Origin of the sequence: Nocardia noduli (genome assembly GCF_019038455.1) — a bacterium.
In the GTDB taxonomy this organism is placed as follows: Bacteria; Actinomycetota; Actinomycetes; order Mycobacteriales; family Mycobacteriaceae; genus Nocardia; species Nocardia noduli.
Window position 1 is genome coordinate 43752 of sequence record NZ_JAFMPL010000053.1, and the last position, 6084, is coordinate 49835.

The 6084-nt window shown below is 67.0% G+C and carries 7 protein-coding genes; 3 read left to right on the forward strand and 4 right to left on the reverse strand.

Features of this window, described 5'->3' with window-relative positions; genetic code table 11:
• Positions 1 to 11: 11 nt before the first annotated feature.
• Positions 12 to 1691 carry an NTF2-like N-terminal transpeptidase domain-containing protein gene (locus tag JZ792_RS24725; RefSeq protein ID WP_216913868.1) on the reverse strand — a complete coding sequence of 560 codons (1680 nt, stop codon included), beginning with the start codon at positions 1689 to 1691 and terminating at the stop codon, positions 12 to 14.
• Positions 1692 to 2111: 420 nt separating this feature from the next.
• On the opposite strand from JZ792_RS24725, the gene abmR reads away from it, so the two are divergent.
• Positions 2112 to 2717, forward strand: a complete 606-nt coding sequence (gene abmR, locus JZ792_RS24730; RefSeq protein WP_216913870.1) for an ATP-binding transcription factor AbmR — start codon at positions 2112 to 2114, stop codon at positions 2715 to 2717.
• Positions 2718 to 2819: 102 nt separating this feature from the next.
• On the forward strand, positions 2820 to 3257 hold the full coding sequence (gene aroQ, locus JZ792_RS24735) for a type II 3-dehydroquinate dehydratase (RefSeq protein WP_216913872.1): 438 nt from the start codon (positions 2820 to 2822) through the stop codon (positions 3255 to 3257).
• A gap of 4 nt (positions 3258 to 3261) precedes the next feature.
• Here the strand turns inward: aroQ and JZ792_RS24740 are convergent, their stop codons facing one another.
• Together JZ792_RS24740 and JZ792_RS24745 are read right to left on the reverse strand one after the other, a co-directional pair.
• Positions 3262 to 3708: a nitroreductase family deazaflavin-dependent oxidoreductase gene (locus JZ792_RS24740; RefSeq protein WP_216913874.1), complete on the reverse strand. Its 447-nt coding sequence runs from the start codon at positions 3706 to 3708 to the stop codon at positions 3262 to 3264.
• A 117-nt stretch (positions 3709 to 3825) separates the two neighbouring features.
• Positions 3826 to 4716, reverse strand: a complete 891-nt coding sequence (locus tag JZ792_RS24745) for an NAD(P)-dependent oxidoreductase (protein ID WP_216913876.1) — start codon at positions 4714 to 4716, stop codon at positions 3826 to 3828.
• Positions 4717 to 4860: 144 nt separating this feature from the next.
• Here JZ792_RS24745 and JZ792_RS24750 point away from each other — a divergent pair, with 144 nt between their 5' ends.
• Positions 4861 to 5208, forward strand: a complete 348-nt coding sequence (locus JZ792_RS24750) for a winged helix-turn-helix transcriptional regulator (protein ID WP_216913878.1) — start codon at positions 4861 to 4863, stop codon at positions 5206 to 5208.
• A 64-nt stretch (positions 5209 to 5272) separates the two neighbouring features.
• Here the strand turns inward: JZ792_RS24750 and JZ792_RS24755 are convergent.
• Positions 5273 to 6084, reverse strand: an 812-nt coding sequence (locus JZ792_RS24755; protein WP_216913880.1) for a glycerate kinase family protein, incomplete at its 5' end; no start/stop codon positions are given.

The following is a 6084-nucleotide window of genomic DNA, read 5'->3' on the forward strand; positions in this document are numbered from 1 at the left end:
ACACTCCTGGATCAGGGTTCGGGGCTGGCCAGGGATTGGAGCATGCGGGCGGCCATTCGGGTGGCGGCGTCGCCGCTGTCGATATCGTTGATGTGGATGGCGAAGGCGAGGTCGCCCATCGTGGCGAGCAGCCAGCCGTCCGCGCCCGCCGTCGCGGCGAAACCGGTGATGTCGCGGTAGGAACGCAGGCCCGCGAACTCCGGGCTGCCCGCGCCGTCGCGCAGCATGGTGCGCAGGCGGTCGGCGACATCGCCCGGCAGCGGTTCGAGTTTCGCGTCGGTGCCGCCGGGGCGACCGACCTCGATCGCCGGGGCCGGAACCTCGCCGCGCGCGATCGCGGCCGCCGCGATGGCCATACCGAACGGGCTGGCCAGCACCGCGTCCGAACCGCCACCCTGACGGACCTGTTCGGCGCTGCGTCCGGCGATCGCGAGACGTCCGGTGACCTCGTCGAGGCCGGGCACCCGGAAATCGACGCCGACACCGAGTCTGCTCGCGGCTTCGGCCGCTTCCTGCACCGAGATGTCCTGCGGCTGTTTACCTTCGGTGACCGCGGCGATATTGCGGAACAGTTCGATATTGCGCCCGACCGGGTACAGCCCGGTGAAGGCCACCGAACCGTGCGCGCTGGCCTGGCTGTTCTGGGCGACGGCCACGACCGCGCCGCTGGACGGCTGGATCGCGACGATCGAGGCCGGGGTGCCGACACTGACCACCGCGTCCTCGGCCGCGCGTTGCAGCCGTTGATCCATCGCACCGGCGATATCGGCTCCCGGCGGCCCCTGATATCCGGCGACCTGTCCGACGAATTTGCCGTCGGCCTCGTAGATCTGCACACCCCAACCGGAATGCTGTTCCTGGCTGTCCTGCCAGACCTTGCGCAACGCGTCCAGCTGCGGGGACCAGACCCGGCGATCCGAGGAGATCAGGCGCGGCTGCTTTTCCATCACCACACCGGGGATGGGCGCCATCGCGGGCTCGAGGATCCCGAAATCGCCTTCGCGCAGGTTGACCGCGATCACCGGCTTACCCTGCGATGTCGCCAGTTGCTGCATCAGCGAAGGGCCGGTGATCAGCGGCGCGACCGGCTCGATGGCCTTGGCCAGCGCGTCGGTGGAGGCGACCGGATCCGACGTCCTGGTCGGATCGATCTTGATGACATTGATGACCTGCTCGTGCATGAGCGGGGCGCCGGTGATGTCGACGACCCGTGGCGCGGGGGCGGGCAGGGTGCGGACCAGTTTGGCCGTGCGGTTGTTCGACAGCTGCGGCATGACGATGCCGGGCTCCCAGGAGATGCGCCAGCCGATCGCGAGTTTGCGGACGGTGCCCTGGATGCTGTAATCCCAGGTCTTGTTCTCACCGAAATTCCAGTCGACGTCCATGCTGAAGATCGCCGATTGCGAATCCAAGCCGATGAATTGGGTCTTCTGGTAGTCAGCCTTCCCCGGCTGCAAACCCTCGAACATTTGCTTGAGGGTTGCCTGAGCTCCGCTGGGGTAGGAAGTCAGCTCCGCGGCCTCTTTGTAATCCTGTTTGTCGAGCAGTTCGGTGAACCGCTCGACGATGCCTTCCGCCTCATTGGGTTCCGCCTGGAATCCACACGAACCCAGTGCGATCGCTACAGCCGCTACCCCCGCGAGTGCCAATGCGCCCCGGACGCTGAAGCGGCGGGATCCCCGACCATCCATATCGCCCACTCTTCACTCTTGTCACTCCAGTAACAAGACCACCGTACCTGAAATTACCTGCTCGTTGGCGCCCTGTAGCCGGGCCGTTACCCATGCTCAGCGGTATCGATTGTGCCCGAAATCCCGTCACCGAGAAGGCGGATCATGAACGCTGTCCAGTCACAAGGCGATAACCGGCGCCGCTACCGTACCGGGCGGAAGGCACGTTTGGGGAATTACCGTGAACGTCGCCATTTCGGACCTCCCCCGTCTCGCATCCACCGCCGTCATCGGCGCCTTCCATAGTGGATTACCCCAATCAGAGCGGTTTCACGCAGAGCGGAACCACCCCGGGGTTTTGCGACGTAATCTTGTAATCAACACTCCGCCGTCAGCGCAAACTCTGCACGAAGCGCGGAACAGAGAAGAAGGTGACTCCCCATGAGACATGACCACCGGGGACGGAATTTCGGCAGGCCCGGCGGCTGGCAGCAGGCGGATCTGCCCGACCCCGCCGATGTGCCCGACTGGTTCGCCGGAAGATTGCCGAGCGAGTGGTTCGTCGGAGCGCCGGTGATCGAGATCGACCGTGACGAGATCGTCGTCATCGGCGAACTGCCGCTGCCGAAGCCCGAGCGACCGGCCGGCCCCACCGACAGCGACGAGGAAGCCCCCACCGACGAATTGCCCCGCGCCACCAAGGAAGGGGTGATCTCGCGTTTCCGCGAATCCACCCGCCCGGCGCGCATGCAGATCGCGGGCGAGGCCCAGCACCGGTACGGGCGCAGCGTCGCCTGGGGTGTGACGGTCGACGGCGAGCGGATCATGTTCACGCACCAGGCGGTGCCCGTCATGACTCGGCTGCGTCAACCCGAGCGCAAGGTTCTCGACACCCTGGTCGATTCCGGGGTCGCCCGCTCCCGCTCCGACGCGTTGGCCTGGACGGTCAAACTCGCGGGCAAGCACGCGGAGGCGTGGCTGGAGGAACTGCGCACCGCCATGAGCAAGGTGGACGATCTGCGGTCGGAAGGACCGAAGGGGCTCTAGGGAATCCGGCCTGAACGGACGATCCCGGACTCCACGCGCGGGATCCTCGATCACTCGTGAGAGTTTGTCCGATCAGGCCGGAACGCCACTAAAGTCTCTCCCATGGCCGCCCCGATCCTGATCCTCAATGGCCCGAACCTGAACACGCTCGGCATCCGTCAGCCGGAGGTATACGGTTCGGAAACCCTCGACGACGTGGTCGAATTGTGCCGGGTGACCGCGGCCCGGTTCGGCCGGGAGATCGTCGCGTTCCAGTCGAATTCCGAAGGCGCGCTGATCGATCGCGTTCATCGGGCACGCGGGGCCGAATCGGGGATCGTCATCAATCCCGGCGGGTTGACCCACACGTCGGTGGCGCTGCGTGACGCGCTGGTCATCCCCGAGGTGCCGATCGTGGAGGTGCACATCAGCAATGTGCACGCCAGGGAGGAATTCCGGCACCACTCCTATATCTCCGGGATCGCGACGGCGGTGATCGCCGGGATGGGCGTCGCGGGGTACGCGGCGGCCGTGGAATTCCTGGCGACGCGCACGTCGTGACGTCTCACGCGATCCGGAAGACCGGGAACCCCGGTGCGATCTCGGCCAACTGCTCGTCGGTGGCGTCCTTGGTGACCCCTTCGAAGAATTTGCCGACTTCCCAACCCCATTTGCGCAGGTAGAGACGCAGCAGCGGAACCTTGTCGGCATCGGCGACCTCGGTGGCCGTGAAGTTCTCGACCTTGCGGCCCAGGCGCAGTTCGCCGCCGCCCGCCACCCGCAGATTGCGCACCCACTGGGTATGGCCGCGCGGGGCGACCAGGTAGCGGGCGCCGTCGTCGTCGATCATCAGATTGACCATCGTCGTGCGCCATTCACCGCTCTTGCGCCCCTTCACCGCGAGCAACCGCGACCCCATCACGCTGATGCCGAGTTTGGGCAGCAGGTTGAAGAAGCGATTCATCACGGACTCGAATCCGGCGGGGGCGATGTAGCGGGTGCTGGCGTTCATCTCGACTCCTTGTTGTGAGCACTGCTCTCTGTTGAGATCAATGTTCCACTTTTCGCCCGCCACTGTCAAGAGCAGTGCTCTCTTTTCGAGGGAATTCGCCTGCTGTAGGCCCGCCGGTCACGAAACCGGTTCCGCCGCACCGCGCATGAGCTCGTAGGTCGACACCGCGCGGCCCGCTCCTTCGCTCGCGACGATCGCCGCGCGCCAGAAGGTCCGCGCGGTCCGGGAGAACGTCGCGTCCACGCCGACGTCCGCACTCGCGTCGATGATGTGCTCCGCGCCCGCGTCCATCATTCGCAATCCGGCGATATCGGCCCATCCGCCCGCCGCGTTCGCCGCCGAGAACTCGGTCATGAAATGGGGAAAGGCCGCGCTGGACCGGATGGCGAAGGGCAGAAACCGGGCGATGTCGTGACCGGAACGCTCGATCATCGCGGTCGCCTGATCGAAGGCGAGCAGCCACGGATGGAAGATGGTGAGCAGTCCCTGGTAGAAGATCTGCGCCAGGCCGTCGTCGACGCCGAGGTATTCCTGAGGGCTCAGTGGCCGCAACAGTGCCGAATGCGCGTCGAAGACCTCCCTCGGTCCGCTGTAGAAGATGTAGGAGGCCGGGTGCGCGATATCGTCACCCGCCGACATCACTCCGCCGGAAAGGAATTCGGCGCCGCGCTCACGCACCCAGGCCGCGCCCGCGCGGGCCCGACGCGGTGAATCGGAGGAGAGGTTGACGATCACCTTGCCCGGCAACCGCTCGACCCCTCGGCCGAGGACCTCGTACATCGCGGCGTAGTGGGTCAGGCTCACGACGATCACCTCGTTGGCCGCGAGCGCGTCGGAGACGGTGTCGGCCCGCTTCGCGCCGAGTTCGGCCATCGCGGCGGCTTTGGCCCCGCTGCGATTCCACACCGTCACCTCGACACCGGCGGCGAGGAAGGCCCGCACCATGGCCTGCCCCATCGGGCCGAGGCCGAGCACGGAGACGGATCGGGGGATACTCTGCTCGAACATGTTGTGTGCCTTCGATTCTCGATTCGGAAACTGATCGGCGCCGAATTCATCGTCGTCCGCACGGCCGGAGGCGGGAAGACCGCACGTCGGGGTCGGGTTGCTTACCGTGAGGTTCGAAATACCGTCGGAAAGGGTGCGCCCCGCATGAGTAGTGAGACAGATCACGAGGTCTGCGGTATGTCGGTGGCGATCGACGTCGTCGGAGGGAAATGGAAGCTGCACCTGATGTGGGCGCTCGAAGCCGGACCGCAACGTTTCGGCAGGCTGCGCAAACTCCTGACCGGCGTGAGCGAGAAGGTGCTCGCGGAGAATCTGCGCCAATTGGAGGCGGGCGGTGTCGTGCACCGCGAGGTGTTCGCGGAGATACCGCCGCGGGTCGAATATTCGCTCACCCCACTCGGCGAGGAATTGCGCCTCGCGCTGCGTCCGCTCGAACAATGGGGTGACAGGCACCGCAGCCGACTGCTCGACAATCTGGCCTCGTCGGGCTGAGCGCGACGCTTCCGCGCGGCGCGGGGCGAGTGATGGTGTCGACTCTCCGCCGTGAAGCGGGCGTTCAGGCCCCCAGGTGCTCGCGGGCGATCGTCGCGCCGACGTCCTCCAGCAGCGACCGCGCCTGCGCCATGCACCGCCGCGGATCGGATTCCAGATCCGTGAGGGCGTAGCAGGCGGTGAAACCGGCCGAGCGAATTCGGTCCGGGGCCAGGAGATTACGGCCGACGGCCGCGACGACGGGCACGCCGGCCGCGCGGGCCGCCTCGCACACACCGATCGGCGCCTTGCCGTGCAGGCTCTGATCGTCGAGGGAACCCTCGCCCGTGACGACGAGGTCGGCGCCGTCGAGCAGGGCGGCGAAATCGAGCAGTTCGAGTATCACCGCGATACCGCTGCGCACCTCTGCGCCGAGCAGCGCCATCGCGCCGAACCCGGTGCCGCCCGCCGCACCCGCGCCCGGCCGCTCGGCGAACTCGACACCCGCGACGATGGCCCAATTCGACAGTGCCGCTTCCAATATCGCCAGCTGTGCGGTGTCTGCCCCCTTCTGCGGGGCGTAGACCGCGACCGCACCGCGCGGCCCGAGCAACGGGTTGTCCACATCGCAGGCCAGGACGAACCGCGCCGCGTCGACCCCCGGATGGATTCCCGAGCGATCCAGCGCGACGGCATCGGCCAGCGCCGCGCCACCGCGCGGCACTTCGTCGCCCTGCCCGTCCAGCACCCGCACGCCGAGCGCCCGCAGCATTCCGGCCCCGCCGTCACTGGACGCGCTGCCGCCAAGGCCGATCACGATCTCGACGGCCCCCCTGTCGAGTGCGTCCGCGACCACCACCCCCAGCCCGAAGGTGCTCGCGCCGAGCGGATCGGGCA

Coding starts and splice junctions, on each gene's coding strand:
- JZ792_RS24725 (WP_216913868.1), bottom strand. CDS start 1,691: ATGGATGGTCGGGGATCCCGCCGCTTCAGCGTCCGGGGCGCATTGGCA.
- abmR (WP_216913870.1), top strand. CDS start 2,112: ATGAGACATGACCACCGGGGACGGAATTTCGGCAGGCCCGGCGGCTGG.
- aroQ (WP_216913872.1), top strand. CDS start 2,820: ATGGCCGCCCCGATCCTGATCCTCAATGGCCCGAACCTGAACACGCTC.
- JZ792_RS24740 (WP_216913874.1), bottom strand. CDS start 3,708: ATGAACGCCAGCACCCGCTACATCGCCCCCGCCGGATTCGAGTCCGTG.
- JZ792_RS24745 (WP_216913876.1), bottom strand. CDS start 4,716: ATGTTCGAGCAGAGTATCCCCCGATCCGTCTCCGTGCTCGGCCTCGGC.
- JZ792_RS24750 (WP_216913878.1), top strand. CDS start 4,861: ATGAGTAGTGAGACAGATCACGAGGTCTGCGGTATGTCGGTGGCGATC.